Genomic DNA, 24,844 nt, shown 5'->3' with positions numbered 1-24,844 from the left:
CCTTGCCGCGATGCAGATAGGAGCATATGCTCCTAAAAAGGGGTTCACGGTCGCCTGCTGTCCGCTGGAGGCGTGCGGCCCGGTCGAGCGGCATCAATAGACGAAGGAGTGTTCGATATGTGTGATCTTGTCGCCATTGCCACTGAGGCGCATGGGGGACTGGCACGCTACAACCAGTTCAGCTCAGCGACCGCGCATCTCCGCGTCGGAGGCTCGCTGTGGGGACTGAAGGGGCAGGAGGGGATATTGAGTCATACGGCTGTCTCGATCGACCTGTACCGGCAGAGTGTCAGCCACTATCCGTATACCGCGCCCCATCTGCGGACGTCCTTCACCCCGCACCGAGTGGCCGTCGAGACCTCCACGGGGGAGGTGACGGCCGAGCGATTCGACCCTCGTGCTTCGTTCCCGGCCGACGTGCGTGCTGCTTGGGACGATCTGCACGTTGCATACTTCGCCGGTTATGCAATGTGGACGTACCTCACGTCTCCGTTCACGTTCACCTCGCCGGGATTCAGGGCTGTGGAACTGTCTCCTGTCACGGAACAGGGAGAGGAGTGGAGGCGTCTGAAGGTCACTTTCCCGGACCACATTGCCACGCACAGCCGGCAGCAGGTCTTCTACTTCGACTCGGACGGGTTGCTGCGCAGGCATGATTACACGCCTGAGGTCATCAACGCCGGACATGCCGCACACTACGTCGGCGAGTACAGGAAGTTCGACGGGATCATGATTCCAACCCAGCGGCGCGTCTACCGCCGCGGAGAGAACGGCACTGTGTTCCGTGACGTGGAACTCGTCACCATCGACATCGAGAGCGTCCTGTTCATCTGACACGCACCCCACGGCGCTCGTCTATGGACGTGCCGCGCAGGTCAGCCGTAACCGGACAGATGATTGAGCCGTTCGTGAGAGCGTGAGCGTCAAGCTGGGGGGCGTAGGCGACGAGTTGTGGGTGATGCTCGGGCCGATCCTGCCACCCTGGTCCGAGCGTCAGGCCAGTGCCCGACCGGTTGTGCCTGCAGGGCATCCTGTTCGTGCTTTACACGGGGATCGCGTGGCAGCACCGGTCGGAGGTGCGGGTGGCCTCGGCCGTCAGGTCCTGGTCGATGCCGACCAGGGCGGTGAGTTCCGGCGAGCCCGGCGTCCGCGATGAGAGCGGCATCGTTCTGGCCTCGCCGGGCTAGAGGTCGGCGATCCAACCCATGGCGACCCGTCAGCCCCCATCGCGGCAACGGTCAGCGAGAGGAATCCTGTCGGGGCAGACTTGTCTACGACCACCGGCACAGTGCCGAACTTCGCGGTGAGTTTGTCGAACTCTCATGTGAACCGATGCGCCGGAGATCATCCGCTGGTGACGACCACCAGCGCACTCGACGTGCGGGGCAGCAAGGGGCGTATCTGTTCCGCGTCACGGACATTGTCGAGTACCAGCAACATCCGCCGGCCGGAGAGCAGACTGCGATAAAGCGCTGTCCGACACTCCAGGTCGGATGGGAGCAGCGGCGAGGCAACTCCGAGTGACCGGAGAATCGATCCGGATGCCTCGATCGGAGTCATGGCCGGGCTGGATGAATCAGATCCGCGCAAATCGAGGTATATGTGCCCATCGGGAAAGTGATGCCCGATCCGGTGTGCCCAGTGCACGGCAGGGGTGGTCATGCCCACTCCGGCCATGACGACGATCACGCCGCTCGCTGTGGCGGTGGCGCCTTGTGTATCGGCAGTCAGCAGGGCGTCGAGCACGGCTAGTTCGTTGTCGTAGCCGACACACGTCGCGACGTCGGCGGGCGGCGGGGGCGTCTGGGGTGGCGACGCCTCGGGGGCGGTGTCGGCCGTGTATTCCGGGATGGCAGAGCCGACTGCGGGATCGGGAAATATGTCCGACACCAGCAATTCAGCGTCAGCTTTTAGGACACGTTCGTGGAGAATTTGCAGCCGAGGATCGGGATCTATGCCCAGGTCCTCCGAGAGGAGATTCCGTACCTCTCGGTACACCGCAAGCGCCTCGGCCTGCCGCCCGGTTTTGCAGAGGGAGAACATGAGCATCTCCCTGAATCTTTCGTTCAGGGGGTCTTTGGCGACTAGATCGTAGAGCTCTGCGGTGGCCTCACCGAATCGGCCGAGCTCGTATTCCGCGTTGATGCGTCGCTCAACTGCGACAAGGCGCAACGCCTCGAGGCGGTTGCGCTGCGACATGGCGTACGTTCCGGGAATTCCGGCCAGCGGTTCTCCGTGCCACAGGTCGAGAGCATCGCGGAGATGGGCTATGGCTCTGGTGTGGTGTCCTGTTTTGGCGGCCTCATCCGCCATTGCAAGCCGTTGACGGAACACACTTAGATCCAGTCGGCTGGGGGAGACTCGCAGTGCGTAGCCATTACCCGTGGAGACGATGACCGAGGCTCCCGCGTCGTGTGCCGGTCCCAGAATCTTCCGCAAACGGTGTATGTAGGTACGAATTGTCTGCCTAGCCGTGCGTGGCGGAACTTTTCCCCATACCGCCTCGACCAGCTGGGAGACCGAGGCATGGCCATTTTCTCGCAGTAGAAGCGCCGCAAGGACCGTGCGTTGCTGACGGGATCCCAGTTCGATCTCTGTTGAGCCGTGTTGGGCGCGCACTGGGCCCAACACGGTGAACCAGAAGTGTTCGCTCACGTCGGCACTGTTCCCTTTCGAAGTGGTGCGGCCCACCCCGGACCGGTGGCATACCGAATCGGATGTCGGCGGATGGCAACAGTCGTGTGCTGTCGGTCTGAGTGAAGCTTTCCGGCGCTCGGCTCAGTGTGTCGTTCGGCGAAGCTGCTCACGATACGAGCAGCCGAGGCGGATGGCGTCTGCCATCGCGCGGCACGGCCCAGCCGCGCCATAGGCTGGGCCGGCGAGCGCACCTGCAGCCACGGCAGTGCGAGCGTCCCATTGGGTTCCCATGTTCACGCCAGGTAGACGATGTGACCGGTGCGGATGTGACGACTCGATGGTGGCGGATCGAGGTGGATCCCTCCGGTTGGCGTACTGCTGCCTCGGGTAGCCGCCGCAGTTCTGCGCTCCGAAGCGGTCAACGTTCCGTTCGCTGTCGGGCAGCTTGATCGAACTGCAGCCGCCGGAGGAGCGTGGATCTCCGCGATCGCGCGGGTGACAGCGGAGCGGTCCCGGAGGCCTCTCAAGGAGGTGATGGTGCAGCCGTGGGGGAGCAGGCGCAGGTGGAGATCGGCACGTATCTCGTAGCGGATCCGGGGCCGCTCGAACTGGTGGGGCAGGCGAAGGTCTGCTCGACGACCCAGCGGGGCCTGCTCAGGCCGTCCGTGGGCCGAACCCTTTTGGACCCCAACGGGCAGAGTTCGGGTTGCTTCGCAGCCGACCGTGCCGGACGGCCCAGGAGACGGCGCCTGGGCTGGGCGCTGAGACCCGCCGGGCGATCGTCGTCTCAGGACTCGTCGGCGAGGAAGTGTTCGGCGAGGGGGGTGCCGGCGAACTTCTTGTTCATCTCGCGGGAGAAGAGCAGCAGTGTGTTGCGCGGCCGATGGAGCACGGCGAGTTCCTGGGCCTGGCCGTCGGCGTTGCAGGTGACCGTAACGACGACCTTCATGGGCTCGCCGAGGACCGCGGCGTCGTAGATCTCGAGGAAGCCGTTGTCACCGAAGTCTCCGGTGAAGCTGAAGTCCTGGAACTCGTACAGTTCGCGGGCCTTGACCACGATGGCGCGAACCGCTTCCGCGCCACGCGCGGTGCCGTTCATGGCGGCGCCTTCCAGGGTGACGTCGTCGGCCAGGTTGTCCAGCCACCACGGGTAGTAGCTGAGTCCCTGGCGGTCGGTGTCACTGCTTTCCGCGTTCGCCATGTCGTGTCTCCTTCGAAGATCAGGCCGGGGCCGGCTTGCGTATCGATCGGTTGCCGGTGATTCCGGCGAACAGTTACGAGCATATGCTCCTATTTCTTCGGAGGCAAACCTGTGATGCGAACGGCGCGGCACCTGTCGGGCTCGGAGGGTCATCGCTGCAGGTGGCGGTGGGGCGGGTTCGGCCGGCGTCACATGCGAGTGATCGTTTCGCTGCGTGACAAGGTGACCCGCAAGCTGTCCGTCCCCGGGGTGCTGCTGGGCATCGACGTCGCGGGCCGCCGAGGTGCTCGCGCTGCGAGGTGTGTTCGGCGGTGATGCGCATGGGCGAGTGGGCTTGTCGGTGGGTTTCGTCGGCCTTGAGGCGCGCTGATCTTGTTCGCCTTCCTCGGTGGGGTGGTCCCCCGGCCGAGGTGATCGCGACTGAGGTCGAGGTCGCCGTCGTCCGGCAACTCTTTCACATGGGAGATGTGCGGGAAGCAGGCGTCGATGCCTCGTTGCACGTGGCGGTCGCATCCATGCGCCAGCCCAGGTCGCCGGGCGCCAGTCCGTAGCGTGCACTTCTTCTTGCCGCAGGTGAACGGCATCGCCCGCCGATGACTTCCTGCGGCTCAGGTCGCGTGTGCATTCGGTCAGTTGGGAGGCGGTGTGCCAGTCGGCGTTACCGATGATGAATTCGCTTGGCGGCCTTGCCTGGTGCGAGCGGACGTTGTCTGTCCGGACGCGGAATTACTGGGGCGGGTGCTCGCCCAATGGCGTCTTCACATCCGGTCGAAGCGAATGGGGCGGGCGGTGAAATGGTGAATTCCGGATGGATTCCTTCGTGGAGGAGGAATGGGGCTGTCGGCCGTCGTGCGATATCACCGCAGGTGGTGCGTGGTTTGCGCCTGCCTTGCCGGACGGTGGGCGGGTTGGGGTGGAAAGGTGGCTTCATGTCAGAGATAACTTGCTGGTTGACGACCCGTTTACCATTCGTCTATCCAAGATCAACCCGTTGACACCCACTCGGGGCGGGTGCTTCGCTGTGCGGCGCACCTCAAGTCCGCCGTGAAATCCACGCTTTGGCGCGGGGTGAATGAGTGAGAGGAAACTGTGAAATTCACGTCCAAGAGACCCGCGATTGGCGCGGTCTTGGGAATCAGCTTGCTGCTGGTCGCCGCTTCCCCGTCGGTGTCCGTGGCACTCTCCGCGCCCACCGGCACGGCATCGTCGGCCACGCCGTTCTTGGCCCCGACTTCGGCCCCGGCCCTCGGAACGGGCCGCGGAACCAGGGCCGGACGGATCCGGTACCTACTTCGGGGTCTTGACCAGCACCCTCGCGAAGTACCGCACCGGCCACCTGGGCCCCAAGGCCGCCGCGGGCGACCAGCTGAGCCAGAAGCTCGTCGCCAGCTTCTCCACCGGCGTCAACGGGCACGACGAGTACCACCTGGTGTACCAGCCGACCGGCGACAGGTACCTCACCGGCTTCACCCACCACGCCAAGTCCAGAGAGTTCGCCAAGGTCCAGGTGAAGCTCGGAGCACCCGCCAAGGGCAAGTTCGGATTCATCACGCCGATCACCGAGGGCGGTGGCGGCCGCGGCACCGTGCACGCCCTGCCCTACACCGGCACCCTGCACCTGCTCTCGGGGAACACCTCGTGGCAGCTGGGCTTCATGCAGGTCGACGCGAACGACTCGTACGAGTCCACCTATGACGCACTTCCGAGGACGTTCAAGCCCGGACGTTCCTACCAGCACGTGTTCAACGTCGGTGTCTTCGGGCCGGATCTCCCGGAAGGCACCGGACTGCTCCGGGCCGACGAGGCGATCGACGGGCGGCTTCCGCTGTTCTCGGACAGCGAGGGGAACATCAGCAACAACCGCTCACCGATCGAGAGCGCGCGAACGTCCCTCTACCGCAACGGTGAGCTCGTCAACACCAGCTCCAACCCGATGGACGTCTTCTACATCGCGGAGAACGAGCGGGCCGACTACCGGCTGACCGTCTCGGTCAAGCGCGGCACGGTCGCCGACGTCTCCACGAGCATGACCACGAGCTGGACGTTCTCCTCCGAGTACGCTCCGGGGATCACCAAGCTCCCCACCTCCGTCGTGCGCTTCACCCCCGCCCTGTCCCTCGACAACACGGGCAAGGCACGGGCGAAGGTGTGGGTCCCGGTGACCGTCCGCGGCACCGCCGCGGGCAGGAACCTCAAGTCCCTGAGCGTGTGGGCCTCCTACGACAAGGGAGCCCACTGGCAGAAGCTGAGCGTGTGCGACGGCCGGGTTCAGATCACCAACCCCAAGGCCGGCGGCAGCGTGTCGTTCAAGGCCCAGGCCGTGGACAAGCAGGGCAACACCGTCGACGAGACCATCGTCGACGCCTACCTGACGAAGTAGCCCACGCGCGGGCCGGAACCGCGGTCCAGGGCTCGTGCCCTCCGTGGTTCCGGCCCGCGGACGTCGCTGCACCGACGGGCCCCGCAACGGCGGGGGCCTCTCCCGTCATGGCCAACGGGCGGCCTACCAGGCCACTAGGCTCGCCGCGTTCCCCAAGGGTTGCCCGAAACCCGTTGACGCAGCAGACAGCAGGTCACACCGCATCCCAGTGCTAAAGACGCCAAGAGCACCGCAGGGGACCGCGGCTGGCCATCGGCCGAGGTCGTGCTCTACTGGATGGCGCAGCGGTGTGGGTGTTCGGGGTTATCGGGGCAGGTGAAGATGTTGAGTTCGCCCCAGCGGCCCACGGTGATCTGGGTGGGGGTGGCGGTGTGGTGTAGGGGTTGTACCTGGTCCTCCTCCAGGGGCCGCCAGCTGCGGCTGCCGCCGTCCCACTCGGAGCTGTCGATGGTCAGCAGCAGGTGCATCGGTGTCGTGCAAGTCAGGCAGTCCATGGGGTACGGGGCGGTTGCGTGCCATGAGGCGAAGCCCCCCACGCGCCAGCCGGGCGGGATGGACAGGTCGTACTGGTAGGCGAGCCGCTCTTGTGTGGTCTCGCCTGCCGATTGCTCGACCCCTTGTTCAAGGGCATCTTCCCAGGTGTCGATCCGGGCGAGCAGTTTCTCGGGCAGCAGGCCGGCATAGGGGTAGGTGTCCACCTGCTCCGGGTGGAGCACGCAGGGCTCGGGCACGAAGCCGTCGGATCCGACGACCAGCGGCTGTGGTGGCGCGGTCAGTACCTTGCTGACCTCCCGTGACTGCCGCCAGCGCAGATGCACATTGAGGTCGTACCGGCTTGGGCCGTGTGCGTTGAAGGGGCACCAGAACACCTGGAGTAGATCGCAGTTACCCGGCCCCACCGGCAGGTCGGGGACATCCCCCCGGTACAGCTGCGCGAGGCCGATCATCGGCAGCGGGTCGGCCTCGGATGCCCCGGGGATCCGGTATTCGCGGTGCAGTTCGTGCAGGAGCTCCTGTTCTTCGTCTGTAGGGCCGGTGGCCTGTTCGCGGGCCCATGCAGCAGCCAGGATCTGCCGGTAGCGGTGGATGTCGGCTGGCCGTCGCCCCACCCGCGCCCGTGGGCCTCGTCGCATACCGGCCATGGCTCGTTCGCCGGCCACAGCATGGGACCGCCCACGGAACTGGCTACAGGCCGGGTGTGCCCGGCCGTGGATGAAGCCGGGTTGTCGTCCCCCGCAAAGCGCCCAGCTCCGGGAAGAGCGCCTCGACAACGACAGGGCGCGGCGGCGTGGTCCTCATCATGGCCGCGACCTTAGACATCTGACAACCCCGGCCATCAAGGACCCCGGCAGCGCCCCCTCGCACCGGTGCCGGCGACGCCTTTCCTGCCGGCAGAAAGCCGAACGGGCTTGGGCTGCGCCCCGGCTCGGCCTCCCGTGGGCTGAGGCCGCAGGGCCAGGTGCACCCTCCCGCATCCCCAGGATGGTGTGCAGCCAGTCCGGATTGTCAGTGGTGGGGGCAAGGATGTTCGTGTCATGACAGGCGATCAGGGAGGGGCAGGCGTGAAGAGCACGAGGAGGGCCGTGGTGGCCGCGGTGCTGGCGGCCTTTGTGGAGGCTGGGGCGGGCCCGGCGATGGCGGTGGCTGCTGGTGCGGCCGGCATGACCGGTGCCGACGCTGTGGCGACGTCCGTGGCGGCTGGGGGACTTCTTCCGCGTCCGGGTCCGGAGGGTCTGGTGTGGGTCGAGGAATGGCGGGGCGATGGGGGAGTGGTGTCCGGGGGAGCGTGGGAGGGACTGCCGACGGTGCTCACGGTTGCTTGCGAGGGCGGGGGCAGCGTGGCGGTGACGATGCACTGGCAGGGGGAGCAGGTAGCCGAGTTCCCGGTGGACTGTCCGGTCGGTAGCCCGGCGGTGGGTTCGGTGACGATGGATGCTGGTGTGGTGGGGTCGGGATCCTTCTCGGTGGGGGTTGACGCATCGGATGAGAACATCCGGTGGGCCCTGACGGTGACCCAGCCCGAATAACCCAGCCGGCCGGGCATCTCCTCGCAGCCGCAGCCGCAGCCGCAGCCGCAGCCGCAGCCGCAGCCGCAGCCGCAGCCGCAGCCGCAGCCGCAGCCGCAGCCGCAGCCGCAGCCGCAGCCGCAGCCGCAGCCGCAGCCGCAGCCGGAGGCACGGCGTGCGGAGGTGTAGAAGTCGGTGATGTCCCTCGCGGCGCGCTGGACCAGCTCGATCGCCAGGTCAGTCCGTGGCCACGTACAGCAGGGTCCGCGACATCCTCTCGTCGCCCAGCCGCACCGACGCCAGGCCCGGACGCTCCGGCAGCAGCACGTGCAGCGCCGGGACATCACCTGCCTGGATGGCCTCCACCGCTGCGATCGCCAGCGGATCGTCCGTACTCATCAGCGCCGCGTCACCCCCTCTTCCCTCCCCTGGGTACCACCTTTGGCACCCGTAGGCAGCAGACCCGGCGGTTGGCGAGCGGGCCGTCAGGCGATCGCGGCAGCCCCGTTCGGGGGATCCTCCGGCAACGGCAGAGAGATGGCGTCGCCCGGCAGGCAGGGCTTGGGCCGGGCGGCTCGCGGACGCTAGCGCCACCTGGCCCCGGGCCGCCGCCAGGGGCTGGGCAGGTGGGCGCGAGTCGCATGATCCGCAACGTCCATGCCACCCAGGTCAGGGCAACACCAGCAGCGACCAGCCCGGTCGACGGCAAAAACCCTGCGACCCGGCCGCCCGCCAGCAGTCCGACAACCACCAGCCAAGCCGCAACAGACCGACGCAGGCACCCGCGATAGGTGATGACAGTGCGACCGAGGCGGCGACGCTGCGTGGCCCCTGCCAGTGGAACAGGGTCTGTGCTCACAACGCAGACACGACGAACAACGCGCGGACCGACGGGAACAACCTGTACCCACCGCCACCTCCAGGGCCTGGAGCCCGGTGCTGTGCTCACCATCAAGGGGGGCTGAGCGTGGCAGGCCCGGCAAGAGCCACAGCACGGAGCGCTGCAGTACTTGGGTGGTCTGAGCCCGCCTCGTCATCGGTCCGCACGATTGAGCGGGAAGGCTCCGGCGTAGAAGTCCGACCGAGGCAGTGATCATCTAGGGCAGCTTTTCAGCACGTAGTGAAACGCCTGCCCGGCACCAGGCTCCCAGGCGTACCGCCAGGCCCCTCCTGGGGTGTTCTGTGCGTCGAGGATGACGAGGTTGAGACGACGCAGGTGGTAGCCGGAGGCGAGGCCCGGTCGGCCTACGCCGAAGGACGACCACCTGCGTCGTACGGATCACTTCTCGGTGCGGGCGAAGAGCAGCGCGACCAGGGCCAGGCCCACGACGCCGCCGACGAGTTGCATGCCGATGAAGCCGGGCACGGAGGCCGGGGCGATGCCGGCGAAGGTGTCGGAGAAGGCCCGGCCGATGGTGACCGCGGGGTTGGCGAAGGAGGTGGAGGAGGTGAACCAGTAGGCGGCGCCGATGTAGGTCGCCACGGCGACCGGTGCGAAGTGCAGCCGCTGTGTGCGGGCCAGGCCGAAGATCAGCAGCACCAGGCCCGCGGTGGCGACGACCTCGCCGAGCAGCAGATGCCCGGCGGAGCGGTCGTGGGTGGACCACTTCACCAGGGGCTCGGCGAACATGGCATCGGCCAGGATCGCGCCGGCGATCGCCCCGACGATCTGAGCCGGTATGTAGGCGGCGGCTTCGCGGGCTGTGACGCCGTCCCCGCCCTCGCGGCGGGAGGTCCACCACTCGGCGAGGGTGACGACGGGGTTGAAGTGCGCGCCGGAGACCGGGCCGAGCAGGGCGATGAGCACGCCCAGGCCGAAGACCGTGGCGATGGCGTTGGCCAGTAGTTGGACCCCCACGTCCTTGCTGAGCTCGGTGGCCTGGATGCCGGAGCCGATCACGATGGCGACCAGGGCCGCCGTGCCGACCAGCTCTGCGGCTGCCCGGCGGGTCAACGGGACACGCGGTGTGGGGACAACGGCGGGGGCGGATTCCGCCGTGATCACGGGGGCGGTCTCGGTGGCGCTCAACGGGACTCCTGTCGGCGAGGCGCGAGGGGGACGGGGATCAGGGGCAGGCGCGTTTGGTGTTGTTCTCGGCGGTGGCCCGCGCGGTGGCGGCCAGATCGGTGAAGGACCCGGCCAGGCTCTCGATGACCTCCGGCCGCAGCCGGTAGTACGTGAACCGGCCGCACGGCTCGGTCTCGACAACACCGGCCTCCCTGAGCACCTTCAGGTGGTTGGAGAGGTTGGTCTGACGGGCGCCCGTCTCCTCCACGAGATGCGTCGTGCACAGCGTCTCGCGGGCGAGCAGGCTCACGATCCGGAGCCTGAGCGGGTCCGCCAGAACCCGGATCAGATCAGTGTCGACTGACGTCAGCATGGGCTGATACTGTCACATCAGCCGGGGCTGATGCCAGCCCGGGCATCCCGTCGTAGACAAGAGAGACCACCGTGTCCGACAAGCCCTCCGTGCTCTTCGTCTGTGTCCACAACGCCGGCCGTTCCCAGATGGCCGCTGCGTGGCTCACCCACCTCGCCGGGGACCGCGTGGAGGTCCGCTCGGCCGGCTCCGCCCCTGCCGACCAGGTCAACCCGGCCGTCGTCGAGGCGATGAAGGAGGTCGGCATCCACGTGTCGGCCGAGATCCCGAAGGTGCTGACCGTCGAGGCGGTCCAGGCCTCGGACGTGTGCATCACCATGGGCTGCGGCGACGCCTGCCCCGTCTTCCCCGGCAAGCGCTACCTGGACTGGACGCTGGAGGACCCGGCCGGTCAGGGCGTCGAAGCCGTCCGCCCCATCCGTGACGAGATCAAGACCCGGATCGAGGGCCTGATCGCCGAGATCGCCCCGGAGCCGAAGGCATGAGCGAGCAGGTCCGCGAGGTCATCGTCATCGGCTCCGGGCCCGCCGGGTACACCGCCGCGCTCTACACCGCCCGCGCCTCTTTGAAACCGCTGGTCTTCGAGGGCTCGGTCACCGCTGGTGGCGCGCTGATGCAGACCACCGAGGTCGAGAACTTCCCCGGTTTCCGCGACGGCATCATGGGCCCGGACCTGATGGACGACATGCGGGCCCAGGCCGAGCGGTTCGGAGCCGAACTCGTCCCGGACGACGTGAGTGCGGTCGATTTCAGCGAGGACGTCAAGACCGTCACCGACTCCGAGGGCACCGTCCACCGGGCCAAGGCCGTGATCCTCGCCACCGGCTCGCAGCACCGCAGGCTCGGCCTGCCGAACGAGGGCGAACTGTCCGGCCGGGGCGTGTCGTACTGCGCCACCTGTGACGGGTTCTTCTTCCGCGAGCACGACATCGTCGTCATCGGCGGCGGCGACACCGCCATCGAAGAAGCGGCGTTCCTGTCCCGCTTCGCCAAGACCGTCACCATCGTCCACCGCCGCGACACCCTGCGCGCCTCCAAGGCCATGCAGGCGCGGGCCTTCGCCGACTCGAAGATCTCCTTCGCCTGGGACAGCGAAGTCGCCGCCATACACGGCACCAACGGCAAGCTGTCGGGCCTGACGCTGAAGGACACCAAGACCGGCGACACCCGTGAACTGCCCGTGACCGGCCTGTTCGTGGCGATCGGCCACGACCCGCGCACGGAGCTGTTCAAGGGCGTCCTCGACCTGGACGAAGAGGGCTACCTGAAGGTCGACGCGCCCAGCACCCGCACCGCGATCCCCGGCGTCTTCGCCGCCGGCGACGTGGTCGACCACACCTACCGCCAGGCCATCACCGCCGCCGGCACCGGCTGCGCGTCCGCCTTGGACGCCGAGCGCTATCTCGCCGCCCTTTGACGGTCGCGCGGACACTGACGGGCCGGCACCCGGTAGGGACGCCGGCCCGTCGAAGTCTTGGCCGACCGCGACCAGTTGAGGCCCCGTCATCCGTGTCCGACGCCGTCAGGGCTCGGATCTTCCTCGGAAAGCCGTCCGGGGGCGTCCTCCCGGAGGAACCGCGTCTGCCCGACGCCGAGGGTGGAGGCCCGCGCGCGGGCACGGCGGTCGGCGCGCCAGATCAGCGGGGTTCCGACTGCGGCGGGAAGTAGCCAGTAGGCCACAGTGGGCAGCCGATCCCAGACCGGCAGTTGAGGACCGTTGTCCACGTAAAACGCGGTCAGCATCGCGACGTAGGAACCGCCCATGCCGATGATGTGCGCCGCATCGCCGGACCAGCGTCGACGCCTGGCCGTACGCCCGAGACCTGCCCCGGCGAACGCCACCGAGCCGATCAGGAACAGGTGGTAGTCCTCGCGCGGGCGCATGGCCGTCAGGGCCGTGGCGGTGGCGAAGACCGCGCAGATCGCCCAGAGGTACACACCGCCGAAATTGCTGTGTCGCCCGCTGCCCTTGCGCCGCACCAGCGCAGCCGCCGCTCCGGCCACCACGGCCACCAGCGCCGCCACCACGTGCACAGCCAGGAAGCCCAGGAAGACCGGCGATGTCTCCGGCACGTGGAGCCCGAAAAGGTCCATCCGTCGGCCCCTGAGTAGTGTGGCTACCTATATAGGAACGCTACTGCTCGGTATCTGGTCCGGGAGCCCTGGACCAGTAGCGTCACTACGCATGAGGGCAGAAGTACTGAAAGGTCACTTGGATGCCTTGCTGCTGGCCACGCTCGAAGAGGGCCCCCGGCACGGCTATGCGGTCAAGGAGGCACTGCGCGACCGCTCGGCCGGACGCATCGACCTGCCCACCGGCACCGTCTATCCGGCGCTGCGCCGCCTGGAGGAGTCCGGTCTGATCAGCGGCACCTGGGACACCGACGGCCCCCGTCCCCGCCGCAGCTACACGCTCACCAAGGCCGGCCACGCCGCCCTGGCCGGCGAGCGCACCGGCTGGCAGGAATTCTCCGCGCTCGTCACGACCCTGTTGGAGGGCCAGCCGTGGCCACGCTCCACCTGATCGGCGCCTACCTGGACGCTCTGCACGAGCGGCTGCCCGCGGACATCGCCGCTGAACTGACCGACGGCCTGCTCGCGTCTTACGACGACCTCCGCGACCAGGGACTCGCCCCCGACGCCGCGGCCGAGGTGGCCATCGCCGATTTCGGCACCCTCGAACAGGTCACTGCCGCTTTCGCGCACATCGCCCCTGGGCGCCGACTCGCCCGCGGACTGCTTGCCACCGGCCCCCTGGTCGGCGGCTGCTGGGCCACCGTGCTTGTCACCACGCCAACCTGGCGAACCATGCCCGCCGCCGCGCACGCGGCCCTGCCGCTGGCCCTGCTCGTCGTCAGTGCGCTCGCGGTCGCCTGGCGAGGACCGTACCGCCGCATCCGGCCCGCTGCGATCGCGGCCGGTACCGGCCTGGTGGCTCTCGACGCCGCAGCGCTGACCATGTTCGCCCTACTCGCGCCGACGCTCACCGGCCCCCTCGTGCTCGCGGCCACCGCAAGCGCCTGTCGGCTCGCCCTGACTCTGCGCGCACTTCCGCGCCTCCGCCCAATCGCCTGACGTTCCCTCCACTCGTGAAGGCAGGGCGATCCTGTGCCCAGGGCCCGATGGCTGTACCTGGGTACCGGATGCAAGTCCCGTCCGAGCACCCGTGCACGTGGCCCCGACCGACAACCGACATGCGCCTGCGGCAACAGGGAAGGTCGCGTTGCCGGGCACGGCGAGGACTGCTGCGCCGCCCCGGCTGCAACTGGTGACGCCCTGGCGCGGACGGGCGCCAAGTCACGAGTTTTCGCAGATGGTAGATGGCGGTGAGAGCGTGGGCCTGAGGGCTGGTGGAGTGCGTGGCCCAGCTCGCGGAGACCAAACGCTGACGACGAACCGGGCGGCTCGTCGGAGCCTCAGGCCGCCGCGGCGCCAGCCAGAAGCTTGCTCATCGCGGCCACTACCGACGGTTCGACGCGGTAGTAGACCCATGTGCCGCGTCGCTCGGAACTGAGCAGACCGGCTTCCTTGAGCTTCTTCAGATGGTGGGAGACGGTCGGCTGGGACACGCCGACGTCGGAGATGTCGCACACGCACGCCTCGCCGCCCTCGTGGGAGGCGACCGCGGAGAACAGGCGGAGCCGGACCGGGTCGCCGAGAGCCTTGAACATCTTGGCGGCCCGCTCGGCCTCCTCCGCGTCCAAGGGCCGTTCGGTCAGCGGCGGGCAGCACGGCACGACGACCTCGGAGTCCAGGACCGGCAGCAGCTCCACATTCGACATACGTCTATGTTGACATACGTCGAACTATAGAGGCGAGGGGCCGACCTCGCCGGTGCGGACAAAGCGTCCGGCCGGTCTGTGGGCTGTGGCGGCACAGGCCCTGCCCGTCCCGCGCACCGCGTGCACGACCCGGCTATCGCGGCCTCGATCCGCTCCACGGATGAATCTTCTGATTCCATGGATGTCTATGTTGACGTTCGTCGAAGCAACTGCAATCCTGGCGGCGCAAAGCATGTATCGACAGATGTCGAAACACCGAGGAGTCGTCGTGAACGCGCCTGTCACCACCGAGCTGCCTGTCGTCGTGATCGGAGCCGGGCCCGCAGGGCTTGCCGCTGCCGCCAACCTGGTGGAGCGAGGTATCGAACCCCTGGTGCTGGAGGCCGGCCCGGTCGCAGGCAGCGTGGTGCGCGAGTGGTCGCACGTGCGGCTGTTCTCCACCTGGGCCGAGGTCACCGCCCCGGCGGCGGAGAAGCTGCTCGCCCCCACCGGGTGGGTCCGCCCGGACGGCGCCACCTACCCGACGGGCGGCGACTGGGCCGAGCAGTACCTGCAGCCGCTCGCCGACGTCCTGGGTGACAAGGTCCGCTACGGAACCACGGTGACCGGGGTCTCCCGGGCCGGACGCGACCGGATCGTGGACGCCGACCGGGAAACGCAGCCGTTCGTGGTGCAGATCGCACACGCCGACGGCCGTGAGGAGCGCGTCACCGCCCGCGCCGTCATCGACGCCTCCGGCAGCTGGGCCGTGCCCAGCCCGGCCGGCGGCAACGGACTGCCAGCCCTGGGCGAGAGGACAGCGGCCGACCGCATCACCTACCGCGTCCCGGACCTGAACGACCCTGCCGTGCGCGCCCGCTACGCGGGCAAGCGCACCGCCGTGATCGGCTCCGGCGCCTCCGCCTTCACCGCCCTCGCCTACCTCGCCGACCTGGCCAAGGCCGACGACGGCGCCGGCACGCACGCCGTGTGGATCCTGCGGCGCGGCATCTCCGGTGACACCTTCGGCGGCGGAGCAGCCGACCAGCTCCCCGCCCGCGGAGCCCTCGGCCTGGCCGCCAAGGCCGCCGTCGACAACGGCCACGCCAACGCCGTGACCGGCTTCCGCACCGAAGCCATCGAACGCCACACCGACGGCCGCCTCGTCCTGGTCGCCGAAGACGGACGCCGCCTGGAACCCGTCGACGAGGCCATCGCGCTGACCGGGTTCCGTCCCGACCTGACGTTCCTGTCGGAGATCCGGCTCGGCCTGGACGAGCGCCTGCAGGCCCCGACCGCCCTCGCCCCGCTGATCGACCCCAACCTGCACTCCTGCGGCACCGTCTACCCGCACGGCGTGAACGAACTGTCCCACCCCGAGCAGGACGTCTACCTGGTCGGCATGAAGTCCTACGGCCGCGCCCCGACCTTCCTGGCCATGACCGGCTACGAGCAGACCCGCTCCGTCGCCGCCGCCATCGCCGGCGACCGCGAGGCCGCCGAACGCGTCGAGCTCACCCTCCCCGACACCGGCGTGTGCGGCGGTGCCGGTCTGTTCGACCAGCCCGACACCACCCAGGACGCAGGTGGCGGCTGCTGCGCTGCCCCGGCTGTCCTGCAGATCGGTATCGGCGCCCCCGCCACCAGCGGCGGCTGCTGACACCCACCCACCCGGAGAGAAGAGGCACGTCATGTCCCGCGTACAGCTCGCCCTCCGCGTCCCCGACCTTGAGGCGTCCATCGCCTTCTACACCAAGCTCTTCGGCACCGAACCGGCCAAGCTCCGCGAGGGCTACGCCAACTTCGCCATCGCCGAACCCCCGCTCAAGCTCGTCCTGTTCCGAGGCGAGCCCGGCGAGGACACCCGCATCGACCACCTCGGCGTCGAAGTCGCCTCCACCGACGACGTCACCGCCGCCACCCGCCGACTCGACCAAGCGGGCCTGGCCACCACCGAAGAGACCGACACCTCCTGCTGCTACGCCCTGCAGGACAAGGTCTGGGTCCACGGCCCCGGCAAGGAGCCCTGGGAGGTCTACGTCGTCAAGGCCGACGCCGGAGACCTGACCAAGCAACCGGCCGGCACCTGCTGCAGCACCGACGCCACCCCGGCCGAACCCCAGGCCTCCGCAGTCGGCGGCTGCTGCTGACCACGTGACCAACCTCCCATCACGCGCGGCCTGGACCGGAGAAGGGGGCCGGTCCAGGCCGCGCGCCGCCCTGCCCGCACTCTGCCTCACGCAGATCGCCGGCTGGGGCGCCGTCTACCACGCCTTCCCCGGCCGCGGCGGATACTCGCACCCGGCCAGCACGCCCTCAACCGCCCCCGCGAACGCCGTCGCCCCGCGGCCGGTGCCCGCTCCACCGAGCCCCGCTGATCATTCAAGGGACAGCACCCTGGCGCCCTTCGCCGGGCCGGATACCGCTCAGGCGTCGGCGGTGGGACGCGCAACGCGGTCATACGCCGTCTCCTGCGGCTTCGGGCCCGACTCCCACACCAACAAACAGCACACTGCCGGTGGTGCTCGTGGCCGCTGAGGGGCGGGCAGCCACCCGTGGCGCCTGCCTCATCTCTTCGTCCCGGCGGTCACCGGCCCCGGCGGGTGTGCCGGGAGATGGCCGCGAGACACTCGGGACGACGACCGGGGGCGGCGGGGGTGTGATGGGTTGGGAGTCGGGGCTGGCCCGGCTGGCTGCCGGCCTGCTGATCGCACCGGTGACTGCACCGGTCGGGGTCTCGGGGGTGATCCTCCTGCTGCCGGTGCAGTTGAGTGTGCTCGGCGTGCCCAGCCCGGCGGTCACCCCGACCAATTTGCTGTTCAACGTCGTGGCCGGTCCCGGAGCACCGGCCCGCTACCACCGTGACGGTCTGGTGCACGGACCGCTGTCCCGCCGGCGGGTCCGCGGAACGCCGCCGGGCGTCGTCGTCGGTGCGGTCATCCGCGTCATCGCCGTTCCCGGCCCCGCCGTCTTCCGCCTCCTGGTGGCAGCCCTGCTGCTTCCCCTGGGCACCTGGTTGTGCGTTCGCGCGCTACGGCCCGCCCGGCGGGCAGACGGGCGGCCTTCCGCCCGCGCCGTGACCCGCCCGGCCTTCGTGGTCGGAACCGAGGCGGGATCTACGGCATCGGCAGCGGCTCCCTACTCGGCCCGCTTCTCGTGGCGCGTGGCATGCCCGTCGCGCAGGTCGCCCCGGCCGCGCTCGCCTCGACCTTCGTCACCTCACTGGCAGGTGCCGGCACCTCGCGTTGCCGTCGCTCGCCGGCTCCGACACCACTGCTCCGAACTGGTACCTCAGGCTGGCCTGCGGACTCGGCGGCCTCATCGGCGGTCACCTCGGCGCCCGGCTCCAGCCCCGACTGCCCGAGACCGCACTGCGTTTGACGCTGGGAACCCTGGCCGTGGCCCTCGGTGCCCTCTACGCCGCCCAAGCGGTGCACTGACCGTGTGCTCTCGCTGCTGAGACGGCGGCCACCACACGCTCAAAAATACCCCCCGGGGTATCTGTTACGGTGGTCAGTAGATACCCCCGGGGGTAAAAACGTGAGGAGGGAGAGGACCGTGTTCTTTGCCGACACCCTGGAGACCGAAGGTCTGGGAAACCGCAGCTACCTGGTGGGCGGAGCCCGCTGCGCGGTCGTGGTGGACCCGCCGCGGGACATCGACCGGGTGATGGCCGCGGCCGCCCGGCACGGGGTGCAGATCACGGCAGTCGCCGAGACGCACCTGCACAACGACTACATCACCGGCGGCCTGGAGCTGGCCCGGCTGACCGGCGCCCGCTACCTGGTGCCCGCCGGGGCGTCGGTGGCCTACGCGCGGATCCCGGTGACCGACGGGGACGCGGAGCACATCGAAGACGGGCTTGTGCTGCGTGCCGTGGCGACCCCGGGCCACACCCCGCACCACACCTCCTACGTGCTGGAGGAGAACGGGCGAGCGGTGGCCGCCTTCACCGGCGGGTCGCTGCTGATCGGCAGCGTGGGACGGCCCGACCTGGTGGAGCCGCGCCTGACCGGACAGCTGGCCCGGGCCCAGCACGCCTCGGTGCACCGGCTCGCCGCAGAACTGGACGATGAGGTGCCGGTGATGCCCACGCACGGGTTCGGCAGTTTCTGCTCCTCCACCCAGTCCGGGGGCGAGCACAGCACCATCGGCGCAGAGAAGGCGTCCAACCCGGCGCTGGTCCAGGACGTGCAGAGGTTCGTGGTTGGGCTGCTGGCCTCACTGGATGATGTGCCGGCCTACTACGCGCACATGGGTCCGGCCAACGCCGCCGGTCCCGTGCCGCTGGACCTGACCGCGCCGCAGCATGCCGAGGCCGGCGAGATCGCGCGGCGCCTCGCGGCGGGGGAGTGGGTCGTCGACCTCCGCAGCCGGGTGGCCTTTGCCGCCGGTCACCTGGCCGGGGCGTACAACTTTGAGGTCGAAGGGCAGCTGGCGACATATCTGGCGTGGATGATCCCGTGGGGCAAGCCGGTGACGCTCCTGGCCGGCAGCGCCGAGGCCCTCGCCCGCGCCCAGAGGGAACTGGCACGCGTGGGCATCGACCGCCCGGCCGCGGCCGCCGTCGGCTCACCGGCCGACTGGGTCACCGCACACGACCAGCTCGTGTCGTTCCCGCGGGCGAGGTTCGCCGATCTGGCCGCTGCACGCGAGCATGCCGAGGACACCGTGGTTCTGGACGTGCGCCGGGACAGCGAGCGGGCCGGTGGATGGATCAAGGGCAGCGTGCACATCCCCATTCACCAGGTCCACCAGCGCCTGAACGAGGTGCCCGCGGGCACGGTGTGGGTGCACTGCGCGGGCGGGATGCGCGCGGCGATCGCCGCGTCCGTTCTCGACGCCGCCGGCCGGTCCGTGGTGGCCGTCGACGACGTCTACGTAGCCGCCGCCGACGCTGACCTCCCGCTCGTCACCCCTGCCCGGATCTGACCGCACCGCCTGCCTGCCTGCCGCCGCCCCGAGTGGCCGGCAGAGCAGGAGCACCCAAGGACCAACGCCATGCTCTTCCCCCGACGCAGTCCCGGCCGCATTCTTGCCGCGCCGGCCCCGCACATGTCCCGCGCATGCCCGGCGGCGGGCAGCGTCACATGACCGCGCTGATCCTCGCCCTGACAGCCGGCGCCACCGTCGGCCTGGCGCTGGGCTCGCTTGGCGCGGGCGGCAGCATCCTCACGGTCCCGGCGCTGATCTATCTGCTGGGCTTCACCCCTGCTGCGGCGACCACCGCCAGTTTGATCATCGTGGTCGTCACCTCGCTCACCGCAGTGCTGGCTCATGCCCGCGCAGGGGCGGTGCGCTGGCGGGCGGGCTTGCTGTTCGCGGCGGCCGGTCTGCTGCCCGCGGCAGCCGCCGGGGCGGTGTCCGCGCGTGTTCCCGCCCCCGTGCTGACGCTGGCTTTCGCCGTGCTTGCTGTGCTGGCCGCGCTGCGCATGCTGCGCCGCCGGACGCCACCGGTGAACGTGGCGGTGTCGGCACGCCGCGCGGCGACGGCCGGGGCCGGGCTGGGCGCGGTGACCGGATTTCTCGGCGTGGGCGGTGGGTTCCTCGCCGTCCCGGCGCTGGTGACCGTCCTGGCGGTACCGATGAGCGCGGCCGTGGGCACCAGCTTGCTGGTCATCATCGCCAACGCGCTGGCGGCCCTGGTGGCCCGGGCGGCCACTGCCGCCACCTTGGACTGGGCCCTGGTGATGCCGTTCGTCGCAGCCGCAGTCCTGGGCGCCTGGGACGGCAAGAGGCTCAGCGCCAAGGTCTCACCGGCGACACTGCAACGCGCCTTCGGATGCCTGCTGATGACCGTGGCCGTGGTCATGGGGATCGGAGCACTGCGATGACCGCCGTACGTGGCCTGTCGCAGCCGCCAGGAACCCCGGGCCACGGCAGGCCGGGGGCTCAGGCCAGCGACAAGAAGAGCTTCTCCAGGCGGGCCCGCATCTGCGCGGAGTCCCGCACCGCCGGGTCCTCACTGGTCATGCACTGCTGCAGGCCCGTCGCGATGAGCGAGAAACCGGCACGGTCCAGAGCACGCGAGACGGCAGCCAGCTGCGTGATGACGTCCTCGCAGTCCCGGCCCTCCTCAATCATCTTGATGACCCCCGCGAGCTGGCCCTGAGCCCGCCGCAACCGGTTCAGCGCCGACTTCAGCTCGTCGGCACTCATGTTGAGTTCCACGCAACCTCCCAAATACCCCCGCCCGTATCTTAACGCTCACTGAAAGGCATGGTTCCGTGACCGCCCCCACCGCACTCTCCCCAGGCCAGGCCACCGCCCGCTACGGCGACTTCACCGTCATCGACGTGCGCACCCCCGGCGAATACGCCACCGGCCACCTGCCCGGCGCCCACAACATTCCTCTGGATCGCCTGGAGGAGGCCGCCGACGCGCTGAAGACCGTCGCGGCCCGCACACCCCTGCTGATGGTGTGCGCCTCCGGGAACCGCTCGGCCAAGGCCTGCGCCCAGCTGGCCCGCCTGGGCATCGAGGCCGTTACCTTGGACGGCGGCACGAGCGCCTGGCGGGCGGCCGGCCACGACGTCGAGCGGACCGCCGGAGCCCGCGCAACCTGGCCCATGGACCGCCAGATCCGACTGGCCGCCGGGTCCCTGGTGGTCATCGGTTTTCTGACCGGACTGGCCTGGTTGCCCGCGCATTGGATCTCCGGCGCTGTCGGTGCCGGACTGGTCTTCTCGGGAGTGACCAACACCTGCGGCATGGCTGCTCTCTTGGCCAGGCTCCCCCACAACCGGGCCCCCAAGAGCGGAACCTCCGCGTTGTCCGTGCGTGCCGAGACCGCGGAGACCAGTCATGGCTGACCTGCCGCCCAACACCGACCCCGCTGGCTCCGCGTTCGACGTCACCGAGGGCGGTATGCCGCGGTGAAGGTGTTCGACGTCATCGCATCGCTGCTGACCGGGCTGGTCCAGTCATGGGGCAGCGCCTGGGTCTGTTCCGGCATTACCGGGTCTTGATAAAGCTCGTGATGACCGTCCTTGCCACCGTTTTGCTGCTGGTGCACATGCGCACATGCAGGTTGTCGACCGTGTGGCGGGCGCGGCAGCAACGTCTGCGCTGTCCGGGTCCGATCAGGAGCGGATGCGGGTGCAACTGGTGGTTGACGCGGGGGCTGCCCTGGCGGTGCTGCTCGTGGCCGTGGCGCTGTCGGTGTACAAGCCGCGTGGCAAGGCCAGTGGCCTGCGGCCGGATCCGGGCGGACGAAGGCTCGGGTGATCAGGTGGATGGGCCGGCGAGGATCTTCTTGCAGGACAAGCGGGTGTCGCTGATTGGCGGCTGGAGTCGGGGGACGGACTTCACCGCGGTGACTGCTACACGCGGTTTCGCCGGCGCTGCTGCGTTGCTCACCGCGGGTGGTTTCCCTCCTGGTGCTGGCCGCCTGACGGGGGACCGTAGCGGCCCGGTTCGGCGTCGAAGGCGGCCGCGCACTTGGGGGAGCAGAACCAGTTGCTTTCCTCAGCGCTTTCGCGGCGGTCGGTGGCGGCTGCCGGGTCGATGCGCATCCCGCACACCGGGTCCACCACGGTCCCCTGGCCGGGTTGTCCGGGCCAGTCCGGTGACCGGCCGGCAGCGGATTCGACCTGCGGTTGAACGCCCGTCGGCCGCGGGGCGGGCGGGTGCCAGCGGCGCAGGCGGGAGGCGTTGGTGACCACCGAGAGGGAAGACAGGGCCATGGCGGCGGCGGCGATGATCGGGCTGAGACGGATGCCCCACAACGGGTACAGGACGCCCGCGGCGACGGGCACCCCGACAGCGTTGTAGATCAGCGCGCAGAACAGGTTCTGGCGGATGTTGCGCATGGTGGCCCGCGACAGCCGGATCGCGGTGACGACGCCGGTCAGGGAGCCGGAGATGAGGGTGACGTCGGCGGCCTCGATGGCCACGTCGGTGCCGGTGCCGGCGGCCAGGCCCACATCGGCGGCGGCCAGTGCTGGGGCGTCGTTGATGCCGTCGCCGACCATGCCCGCCGTCCGGCCTTCCCCCTGCAGGCGGCGGATCTCGTCGGCCTTGTGCTCGGGCAGGACCTCGGCCAGCACCCGGCTCACGCCGACCTGCTCGGCGATGGCGGCGGCGGTGCGGGCGTTGTCGCCGGTGATGATGACGACCTCGATGCCCAGCCGGCGCAGGGCGGCGATCGCGGCGGCAGAGTCGTCCTTGACGGTGTCGGCGACGGCCAGCAAGCCCGCCGGACGGCCGTCGACGGCAGCCAGCACCGGGGTCTTGCCCTCGGCAGAGAAAGCGGCCGCGAGGGCAGTGAGGCCGGAGGTGTCGATGCCGACGTCGCCGAGCAGCCGGGCGGTCCCGACCAGCACGGGCCGGCCCTCGACGGTGGCCTGCACCCCCTTGCCGGTCACCGAGTCGAACCCGGTCGCCGCGGGCCAGGACACAGCGCGTTCGCGGGCGCCGTTGACGACGGCCTGCGCGAGCGGGTGCTCGCTGTCCGCCTCTGCTGCCGCCACCAGGCGCAGCAGTTCACCCTCGCCGAACCCGTCGGCGGTGTGCACGTCGGTCAGGACGGGTTTGCCCGCGGTGACGGTGCCGGTCTTGTCCAGCACGATGGTGTCCAACTTGTGCGCGGTCTCCAGGGCCTCGGCGGAGCGGATCAGGATTCCCGCCTGTGCGCCCTTGCCGGTGCCGACCACGACCGACAGCGGTGTGGCGAGCCCCAGCGCGCAGGGACAGGCGATGATCAGCACCGCCACGGCGGACACCAGCGCGAGTGTCAGCGCCGGCGGCGGCCCGAGGGTGAACCACACCGCGAACGTGGCGACGGCGATCGCGATGACGACGGGCACGAAATAGCCCGAGACCGCGTCGGCCAACCGCTGGATGGGCGCCTTGGACGCCTGGGCGGCCTGCACCAGGCGGATGATCTGCGCGAGCATCGTGTCGGCGCCCACCTTGGCGGCACGAACCCGCAGGGAACCGGTGCCGTTGACGGTCGCGCCGATCACCGTGTCCCCAGCGCGCTTGGTGACCGGCATCGGCTCCCCGGTGACCATCGACTCGTCCACCGCCGAGGCTCCGGACAGGACCTCGGCGTCCACCGGGATCTTCTCCCCGGGCCGGATCACGACCTCGTCACCGACGGCCACCTCCTCCACCGGTATCTCCGCCTCGGAGCCCTTGCGGACCACCCGGGCGGTACGCGCCTGCAGGCCCAGGAGCGCGCGGATGGCCTCACCGGTGCCGGCCTTGGCCCGTGCCTCCAGCAGCCGGCCGAGCAGGATCAAGGTGAGGATGACACCGACCGCTTCGTAGTAGACCTCGCGCAGGTCGCTGGGCAGCAGGCCGGGAGCGACCGTCACCAGCAGGCTGTAGCCGTACGCGGCGGTCGTGCCCAGCGTGATCAGCGAGTTCATGTCGGCGCCGCGATGACGCAAGGTCAGCCAGCCGATGGAGTGGATCGGCCACCCGGTGTAGAACATCACCGGCGTGATCAGTACCAGTTGCAGCCAGTGGTTCAGCAGCCAGCCCGGCACCCACTGGGCGCCGAACAACTCGTGTGCCATCACCGCGAAGAGCACCGGAAGGGTCAGCACGGTTCCGACGGCGACCCGACGCGTGAGGTCTGCGATCTCCGCCTGCCGCTCGGCGGCATCCGCGGCCTCTGCCTCAGCCGCCGCCCTGCCCTGATCGGGCGGGCCGCCACCCGCAGCAGGTTCTGGCGCGGCGGGGCCCGCCGGGACCGGACCCGACGGCGCCGTGGTGCTGCCGCCGCCGGGGGAGGGGAGGGTGGCTTCAAGGCCCTCGGCGGGCTCGACCAGGAGCGTGCCGTGGATCATGTGCATCCCGCAGTTGAAGCTGTATGAGCCGGCCTGGTCGGGGCTGAGCCGCACCGCGGTACGCGTGTGCGCGGGCAGTCCTGCACCGATCTTGAAGTCCGGGAAGACCACGCGGGAGGTGCACTCCCCGGACTCCTGCCGGTCGAAGACGACCTCCACCGGGGTTCCCTGGCGCACGCGGATGACATTGGGGCTGTAGCCGCCCCGCACCGTCACTTCCACCCGCTGCATGCCGTCCTCGAGCCGGGCGTTACGGGCGCGACGCGGCCCGAAGAAGAACCAGCCCAGCGCAGCGATCAGCACGATGGCGGCGACGATCACGATCACATCGAGAACACCCATGGCACGTTCGCCTTCCTCGATACCTCCCCCGTCCACTGTGCCTCCGGCTACCCCCACCCGGTATGGGCTGCCCGGCCCAACACCGGGGAACATCGGCCTCCTGCGCCCCGCGGCTGCAGGCGAGAAGGTGGCCGTAAGCAACGGACCACCGCAGACGGTCCCTGGTGAACCGGAGAGGTGAGGGCGATGTTCTGGTACGGCCACGGCATCGGCGGCTGGGGCTGGTTCGCGATGGCGGTTGGCATGACCGTGTTCTGGGCAGTGATCATCACCCTTGCCGTGCTGCTGATCCGGGCCTTCGCCCGCCCCGACCCGCCGCAGGGACCCGCTGCCCCCAAC

24 protein-coding genes and 3 pseudogenes are annotated in these 24,844 nt (G+C 69.5%); 14 read left to right on the top strand and 13 right to left on the bottom strand.

The window, feature by feature from the left end:
* The first annotated feature begins 117 nt into the window (after window positions 1–117).
* Window positions 118–834, top strand: a complete 717-nt coding sequence (locus tag PV341_RS18025) for a hypothetical protein (RefSeq protein ID WP_500330827.1) — start codon at window positions 118–120, stop codon at window positions 832–834.
* 232 nt (window positions 835–1,066) lie between these two features.
* Here PV341_RS18025 and PV341_RS18020 read toward each other — a convergent pair.
* From PV341_RS18020 to PV341_RS18010, 3 genes and pseudogenes are all read right to left on the bottom strand, one after another.
* Window positions 1,067–1,317, bottom strand: a pseudogene (locus PV341_RS18020) (IS110 family transposase); the annotation flags it as partial.
* A gap of 27 nt (window positions 1,318–1,344) precedes the next feature.
* Window positions 1,345–2,655 carry an AfsR/SARP family transcriptional regulator gene (locus PV341_RS18015; protein WP_500358357.1) on the bottom strand — a complete coding sequence of 437 codons (1,311 nt, stop codon included), beginning with the start codon at window positions 2,653–2,655 and terminating at the stop codon, window positions 1,345–1,347.
* 769 nt (window positions 2,656–3,424) lie between these two features.
* Window positions 3,425–3,838 (bottom strand): hypothetical protein, encoded by a 414-nt coding sequence (locus tag PV341_RS18010; RefSeq protein ID WP_500330824.1) that lies wholly within the window; start codon window positions 3,836–3,838, stop codon window positions 3,425–3,427.
* A 1,300-nt stretch (window positions 3,839–5,138) separates the two neighbouring features.
* Here PV341_RS18010 and PV341_RS18005 point away from each other — a divergent pair.
* On the top strand, window positions 5,139–6,218 hold the full coding sequence (locus tag PV341_RS18005) for a hypothetical protein (protein WP_500358356.1): 1,080 nt from the start codon (window positions 5,139–5,141) through the stop codon (window positions 6,216–6,218).
* A 269-nt stretch (window positions 6,219–6,487) separates the two neighbouring features.
* On the opposite strand, the gene PV341_RS18000 is transcribed toward PV341_RS18005, so the two are convergent.
* Window positions 6,488–7,360, bottom strand: coding sequence for a hypothetical protein (locus PV341_RS18000; RefSeq protein WP_500358354.1), 873 nt, complete (start codon window positions 7,358–7,360; stop codon window positions 6,488–6,490).
* A 420-nt stretch (window positions 7,361–7,780) separates the two neighbouring features.
* Between PV341_RS18000 and PV341_RS17995 the strand changes: the two genes are divergently transcribed.
* A complete protein-coding gene (locus tag PV341_RS17995; RefSeq protein ID WP_500358352.1) occupies window positions 7,781–8,245 on the top strand; it encodes a hypothetical protein in 465 nt (154 codons plus the stop codon).
* A 216-nt stretch (window positions 8,246–8,461) separates the two neighbouring features.
* On the opposite strand, the gene PV341_RS17990 is transcribed toward PV341_RS17995, so the two are convergent.
* The 4 genes and pseudogenes from PV341_RS17990 to PV341_RS17975 all read right to left on the bottom strand — a co-directional run bounded on the left by PV341_RS17990 (window position 8,462) and on the right by PV341_RS17975 (window position 10,605).
* A complete protein-coding gene (locus PV341_RS17990) occupies window positions 8,462–8,623 on the bottom strand; it encodes a hypothetical protein (RefSeq protein ID WP_500332048.1) in 162 nt (53 codons plus the stop codon).
* Window positions 8,624–9,368: 745 nt separating this feature from the next.
* Window positions 9,369–9,507: pseudogene (locus tag PV341_RS17985) on the bottom strand (pyridine nucleotide-disulfide oxidoreductase); the annotation flags it as partial.
* The gene (locus PV341_RS17980; RefSeq protein WP_500332049.1) at window positions 9,504–10,253 is read right to left on the bottom strand and encodes an aquaporin; all 750 of its coding nucleotides are present in this window, start codon (window positions 10,251–10,253) and stop codon (window positions 9,504–9,506) included. The gene PV341_RS17980 and the pseudogene PV341_RS17985, both read right to left, overlap by 4 nt.
* 37 nt (window positions 10,254–10,290) lie before the next feature.
* Window positions 10,291–10,605, bottom strand: coding sequence for an ArsR/SmtB family transcription factor (locus PV341_RS17975; RefSeq protein ID WP_500358350.1), 315 nt, complete (start codon window positions 10,603–10,605; stop codon window positions 10,291–10,293).
* A 71-nt stretch (window positions 10,606–10,676) separates the two neighbouring features.
* Here PV341_RS17975 and PV341_RS17970 point away from each other — a divergent pair, with 71 nt between their 5' ends.
* Both PV341_RS17970 and trxB read left to right on the top strand, forming a co-directional pair.
* The gene (locus PV341_RS17970) at window positions 10,677–11,090 is read left to right on the top strand and encodes an arsenate reductase ArsC (RefSeq protein ID WP_500358348.1); all 414 of its coding nucleotides are present in this window, start codon (window positions 10,677–10,679) and stop codon (window positions 11,088–11,090) included.
* A complete protein-coding gene (gene trxB, locus PV341_RS17965) occupies window positions 11,087–12,022 on the top strand; it encodes a thioredoxin-disulfide reductase (RefSeq protein WP_500358346.1) in 936 nt (311 codons plus the stop codon). The genes PV341_RS17970 and trxB overlap by 4 nt, the downstream gene beginning before the upstream one ends.
* A gap of 86 nt (window positions 12,023–12,108) precedes the next feature.
* Here trxB and PV341_RS17960 read toward each other — a convergent pair whose 3' ends face one another.
* Window positions 12,109–12,699, bottom strand: a complete 591-nt coding sequence (locus PV341_RS17960; protein ID WP_500332053.1) for a hypothetical protein — start codon at window positions 12,697–12,699, stop codon at window positions 12,109–12,111.
* 91 nt (window positions 12,700–12,790) lie between these two features.
* On the opposite strand from PV341_RS17960, the gene PV341_RS17955 reads away from it, so the two are divergent.
* Window positions 12,791–13,129: a PadR family transcriptional regulator gene (locus PV341_RS17955; RefSeq protein WP_500332054.1), complete on the top strand. Its 339-nt coding sequence runs from the start codon at window positions 12,791–12,793 to the stop codon at window positions 13,127–13,129.
* Entirely contained in the window at window positions 13,111–13,680 is a 570-nt protein-coding gene (locus PV341_RS17950; protein WP_500358344.1) for a permease prefix domain 1-containing protein, read from the top strand. Before PV341_RS17955 ends, PV341_RS17950 begins: the two co-directional genes overlap by 19 nt.
* 341 nt (window positions 13,681–14,021) lie before the next feature.
* On the opposite strand, the gene PV341_RS17945 is transcribed toward PV341_RS17950, so the two are convergent.
* On the bottom strand, window positions 14,022–14,387 hold the full coding sequence (locus PV341_RS17945; protein ID WP_500332056.1) for an ArsR/SmtB family transcription factor: 366 nt from the start codon (window positions 14,385–14,387) through the stop codon (window positions 14,022–14,024).
* A gap of 268 nt (window positions 14,388–14,655) precedes the next feature.
* On the opposite strand from PV341_RS17945, the gene PV341_RS17940 reads away from it, so the two are divergent.
* The 5 genes and pseudogenes from PV341_RS17940 (at window position 14,656) to PV341_RS17920 (ending at window position 20,200) form a co-directional block, all read left to right on the top strand.
* Window positions 14,656–16,026, top strand: coding sequence for an NAD(P)-binding domain-containing protein (locus PV341_RS17940; RefSeq protein WP_500358343.1), 1,371 nt, complete (start codon window positions 14,656–14,658; stop codon window positions 16,024–16,026).
* 31 nt (window positions 16,027–16,057) lie between these two features.
* On the top strand, window positions 16,058–16,516 hold the full coding sequence (locus tag PV341_RS17935; RefSeq protein ID WP_500332058.1) for an ArsI/CadI family heavy metal resistance metalloenzyme: 459 nt from the start codon (window positions 16,058–16,060) through the stop codon (window positions 16,514–16,516).
* A 512-nt stretch (window positions 16,517–17,028) separates the two neighbouring features.
* A pseudogene (locus tag PV341_RS17930) lies at window positions 17,029–17,806 on the top strand (TSUP family transporter).
* A gap of 118 nt (window positions 17,807–17,924) precedes the next feature.
* The gene (locus PV341_RS17925) at window positions 17,925–19,298 is read left to right on the top strand and encodes an MBL fold metallo-hydrolase (RefSeq protein WP_500358342.1); all 1,374 of its coding nucleotides are present in this window, start codon (window positions 17,925–17,927) and stop codon (window positions 19,296–19,298) included.
* 158 nt (window positions 19,299–19,456) lie between these two features.
* On the top strand, window positions 19,457–20,200 hold the full coding sequence (locus PV341_RS17920; RefSeq protein WP_500358340.1) for a sulfite exporter TauE/SafE family protein: 744 nt from the start codon (window positions 19,457–19,459) through the stop codon (window positions 20,198–20,200).
* A 58-nt stretch (window positions 20,201–20,258) separates the two neighbouring features.
* Here PV341_RS17920 and PV341_RS17915 read toward each other — a convergent pair whose 3' ends face one another.
* A complete protein-coding gene (locus PV341_RS17915) occupies window positions 20,259–20,537 on the bottom strand; it encodes a metal-sensitive transcriptional regulator (protein ID WP_500332061.1) in 279 nt (92 codons plus the stop codon).
* 56 nt (window positions 20,538–20,593) lie between these two features.
* On the opposite strand from PV341_RS17915, the gene PV341_RS17910 reads away from it, so the two are divergent.
* On the top strand, window positions 20,594–21,178 hold the full coding sequence (locus PV341_RS17910) for a rhodanese-like domain-containing protein (protein WP_500358338.1): 585 nt from the start codon (window positions 20,594–20,596) through the stop codon (window positions 21,176–21,178).
* A 41-nt stretch (window positions 21,179–21,219) separates the two neighbouring features.
* Here PV341_RS17910 and PV341_RS17905 read toward each other — a convergent pair whose 3' ends face one another.
* Entirely contained in the window at window positions 21,220–21,381 is a 162-nt protein-coding gene (locus PV341_RS17905) for a hypothetical protein (protein WP_500332063.1), read from the bottom strand.
* Between the two features lie 8 nt (window positions 21,382–21,389).
* On the opposite strand from PV341_RS17905, the gene PV341_RS17900 reads away from it, so the two are divergent.
* Entirely contained in the window at window positions 21,390–21,593 is a 204-nt protein-coding gene (locus PV341_RS17900; protein ID WP_500358337.1) for a hypothetical protein, read from the top strand.
* Window positions 21,594–21,721: 128 nt separating this feature from the next.
* Here the strand turns inward: PV341_RS17900 and PV341_RS17895 are convergent, their stop codons facing one another.
* On the bottom strand, window positions 21,722–24,505 hold the full coding sequence (locus tag PV341_RS17895) for a heavy metal translocating P-type ATPase (RefSeq protein WP_500358335.1): 2,784 nt from the start codon (window positions 24,503–24,505) through the stop codon (window positions 21,722–21,724).
* Between the last annotated feature and the right edge of the window lie 339 nt (window positions 24,506–24,844).

The organism is Streptomyces sp. PA03-1a (genome assembly GCF_033792805.1).
In the GTDB taxonomy this organism is placed as follows: Bacteria; Actinomycetota; Actinomycetes; order Streptomycetales; family Streptomycetaceae; genus Actinacidiphila.
Note: the sequence above shows the minus strand (reverse complement) of the source record. Positions and strands in the feature narration are given on the sequence as shown.